Annotated in this window: 4 protein-coding genes; all 4 read right to left on the bottom strand. The window is 72.3% G+C overall.

Translation table 11 applies throughout. The features are described 5' to 3' along the window. Positions 1 to 3 precede the first annotated feature (3 nt). A complete protein-coding gene (locus FGF04_RS30355; RefSeq protein WP_149514570.1) occupies positions 4 to 1461 on the bottom strand; it encodes an MFS transporter in 1458 nt (485 codons plus the stop codon). Between the two features lie 247 nt (positions 1462 to 1708). Beyond that, positions 1709 to 2731 (bottom strand): class II fructose-bisphosphate aldolase, encoded by a 1023-nt coding sequence (gene fbaA / locus FGF04_RS30360; protein ID WP_149514571.1) that lies wholly within the window; start codon positions 2729 to 2731, stop codon positions 1709 to 1711. Positions 2732 to 2877: 146 nt separating this feature from the next. Continuing rightward, entirely contained in the window at positions 2878 to 3429 is a 552-nt protein-coding gene (gene pyrE, locus FGF04_RS30365; RefSeq protein WP_149514572.1) for an orotate phosphoribosyltransferase, read from the bottom strand. A 10-nt stretch (positions 3430 to 3439) separates the two neighbouring features. Then, on the bottom strand, positions 3440 to 3977 hold a 538-nt coding region (locus FGF04_RS30370; protein WP_149514644.1), incomplete at its 5' end, for an aldose epimerase family protein.

A 3977-nucleotide genomic window follows, 5' to 3' on the forward strand; every position in this document is an offset into this window, starting at 1 on the left:
GTTCTAGCTCAGGTGGCCCCGGGACTGGTTCGGCTCCAGGGGTGGGGACGTGATGGCCGCGTGGGTGCGGCATTCCGGGCGGAGGCAGCCCGGCGCGGGGTTGCGTACCGTCGTGAAGGCGATCAGCGCGCCCAGCGCGAGGACGCCCGCGCACAGCGGTATCGCCCGGTGGAAGGCGTCGTCGAAGGCGGACGCCGAGCGGTACGCCTCCTCGCCCATCCCCGCCAGCAGCGGCAGCGCGGCGACCGCGACCAGGCCGGCCGCCCGGGCCGCCGCGTTGTTGATGCCGCTGGCCAGCCCCGCCCGCCCGGTGTCCACCGAGGCCAGCACCGTCGCGGTGAGGGGCGCCACGAGCGTCACCATGCCGGTGCCGAGCACCAGGACGGCGGGCAGCACGTCGGCCGCGTACGAGGCGCCCTCGCCCACCCGCAGCATCAGCAGCATCCCGGCCGCGCACAGCAGCGGGCCCACGGTGAGCGGGACGCGCGGGCCGATCCGCTCGCTCAGCTGGCCCGAGCGGGCCGACAGCAGCAGCATCAGGACCGTCGTCGGCAGCAGGGCCGTACCGGCGCCGAGGGCCGAGTACCCGGCGACGACCTGGAGCTGGAGGGCGGAGAGGAAGAAGAACCCGCCGAAGGCCGCGTACACGCACAGCGTGACGAGGTTGACCGCCGTGAACTGGCGCGACGCGAAGATGTCGAGCGGCATCATCGGGTCGTCCCGCCGCCGCTCCACGGCCACGAAGGCGACGCCCGCCGCGACCCCGGCCGCCGCCGTCACCGCCACGACCGGCACCGAGCCGTCAGGGGCCTCGATGAGGGCGTACGTCACCAGGGCGAGCGCCAGCGCGCCGAGGACGGCGCCGAGCACGTCGAAACCGCGCCCGTGCACCCGGCCGTCCTTCGACTCCGGTACGTGGCGCAGGGCGATCGGGGCACAGAGCAGCGCCAGCGGCACGTTCAGCAGGAACACCCAGCGCCAGCCGGGGCCGTCCACCAGCCAGCCGCCCAGGAAGGGGCCGACCGCGGCGCCGATGCCGCCGAAGCCCGACCACAGGCCGACCGCCCTCGCCCGGTCGTCCGGGTGGAACGACGCCTGGATCAGGGCGAGTGAGCCGGGGGCGAGCAGCGCGCCGCCGACCCCCTGCAGGGCGCGGGCCGCGACGAGCACCTCCGCGTTCGGTGCCAGCCCGCACAGCAGGGACGCCGCCGCGAACCAGACCACACCCACCACGAACACCTTGCGGCGTCCGAAGCGGTCGCCGAGGGAGCCGCCCAGCAGGATGAGGCCCGCGAGGGTCAGCATGTAGGCGTTGACGGTCCACTGGAGGGCGGCCAGGTCCGCGTCGAGGTCGCGGCCGATCGTCGGCAGCGCGACGTTCACCACGGTCGAGTCCAGCATCGCCATGCTCGACCCGAGCACGGTGGTCAGCAGGATCCACCTCCCCGCGGGGGAGGACATCCGGACGGCCGGGGACCCGGCAGGCCCCACGGGACCCGCAGGTCCTGCGGGTCCCGCAGGCTGCGAAGGCCCTGCGGGCTGCGAGGACCCCGCGGACTGCAAAGGCTCCGAGGGTTCCGGGGACGGTGAAGGTGACGACTCCTGTGGTGAGGCGGCCATGTCCCGGATGATACGGACATACGGCGGGGCCCGGTCTCCCTGTGGAAAACCGGGCCCCGCCGCCGGACGTACCGCCCGTGCGTGACGCTTACTTGATCTTCGTGCCCGTGGAGCGCAGGTGGCCGCAGGCCTCGGTGACGCGCTGGGCCATCGCGCCCTCGGCGAGCTTGCCCCAGGTGCGGGGGTCGTACGTCTTCTTGTTGCCGACCTCGCCGTCGACCTTCAGGACGCCGTCGTAGTTGCGGAACATGTGGTCCGCGATGGGACGCGTGAACGCGTACTGCGTGTCCGTGTCGATGTTCATCTTCACGACGCCGTTCTCCAGCGCCGTGCGGATCTCCTCCTCGGAGGAGCCGGAGCCGCCGTGGAAGACGAAGTCGAACGGCGACGGCTTGCCGAACTTCGCCGCCACGCCCTCGTTCAGCTCCTTCAGGAGCTCGGGGCGCAGGACGACGTTGCCCGGCTTGTAGACGCCGTGCACGTTGCCGAAGGACGCGGCCAGCAGGTAGCGGCCCTTCTCGCCCAGGCCCAGGGCCTCGGCCGTACGGATCGCGTCCTCGACCGTGGTGTAGAGGTTGTCGTTGATCTCGTGCGTGACGCCGTCCTCCTCACCGCCGGTCGGGGTGATCTCCACCTCAAGGATGATCTTCGCGGCGGCGGCGCGGGCCAGCAGCTCCTGGGCGATGGCCAGGTTGTCGGCGAGGGTCTCCGCGGAGCCGTCCCACATGTGGGACTGGAACAGCGGGTTGCGGCCGGCCTTGACGCGCTCCTCGGAGATCGCGAGCAGCGGACGCACGTACCCGTCGAGCTTGTCCTTGGGGCAGTGGTCCGTGTGCAGCGCGACGGTGACGTCGTACTTCTCGGCGACGATGTGCGCGAACTCGGCCAGCGCCACCGCGCCGGTGACCATGTCCTTCTTGTACTGGCCGCCCAGGAACTCCGCACCGCCGGTGGAGATCTGGACGATGCCGTCGCTCTCGGCCTCCGCGAACCCGCGGAGCGCAGCGTGCAGGGTCTGCGTCGAGGTCACGTTGATGGCCGGGTAGGCGAACTTGCCTGCCTTCGCCCGGTCGAGCATCTCGTTGTAGACCTCGGGGGTTGCGATGGGCATCTGTCCGCTCCTTGTATGTGCGGGTGGAGTGCTGCTTACGGCCCTGACCTAGGGGGCGACGTCATTGTCGGCCCCATCCTTCCAGACGTGGCCGGATGGTCCGGTCTGTGCGGCGGGAGAGGGGAGGGGAAGGGTCGGACGAGGGTTCAGGCGAGGCCGAGCTCGTCCTTGGAGTACGCGTAGAGGTACGGGACCCCCGCGGTCTCCTGGATCTTCTCCGCGGCGCCGGTGGCACGGTCGACGATGGTCGCGACGCCCACGACCTCGGCGCCGGCCTCGCGCACGGCCTCGACGGCGGTGAGCGGGGAGCCGCCGGTGGTCGAGGTGTCCTCGACGACGAGCACGCGGCGGCCCGCGATGTCCGGGCCCTCGACCCTGCGCTGCAGGCCGTGCGCCTTCGCCTCCTTGCGCACGACGAAGGCGTCCACGCGCCGGCCGCGCGCGTGGGCGGCGTGCAGCAGGGCCGCGGCCACCGGGTCGGCGCCCATCGTGAGGCCGCCGACCGCGTCGAAGTCCAGGTCGGCCGTCAGGTCGAGCAGCACCTGCCCGACCAGCGGGGCCGCCTCGCCGTCGAGGGTGATCCGCCGCAGGTCGACGTAGTAGTCGGCCTCGATGCCGGAGGAGAGGGTCACCTTGCCGTGCACCACGGCCTTGTCCTTGATCTGCTGCAGCAGCTCGCCGCGCACGTCGTCGCTCATGGGGGTCAGCTTAGAGGCGGCGCCAGGTCCAGGTGGTGGCGGCTTCGAGCGGCTCGATGGGGGTGACCAGGCGAGGCGCGGTGTTGAGGCCGTCGGGCGGGCCGGTCTGCGGCTCCACGCACACGGCGGCCTCCTGCTCGTCGTACACGACGACCCACTGCTCGCGGCTCGTCACGTCCAGTGCGAGCTGTCCCGGCCAGGTGAGGGTGACGCGGACGCCCTCGGGCATCCCGAAGCAGTCGTCCCAGGGGCCGGGGCGCGGGTCGATGCGGCGGCCGGTGGGCAGGTGGTCGTCGCCGCGCTCCTCCTGCCAGGCGGCGGTGAAGTCGACGCGCACGTCCTGGTCGCCGAGGGTGCGGTTGAACCAGGGGTGCCAGCCGATCTGCGCCGGGAAGCTCTCGTCGTACGTCTCCACCGACATGGTGAGCGTCAGGGAGTCCCCGGTGAGGGCGACGGCCTGGGTGACGCGGCCGGGGTACGGCCAGGGGTCGACGAGGTCGTACGTGATGACGGCCTCGTCGGCGCTCCTGCGGGCCGTGCGCCAGGCT

The sequence above is a fragment of the Streptomyces apricus genome, assembly GCF_008369065.1.
Lineage (GTDB): Bacteria > Actinomycetota > Actinomycetes > Streptomycetales > Streptomycetaceae > Streptomyces > Streptomyces apricus.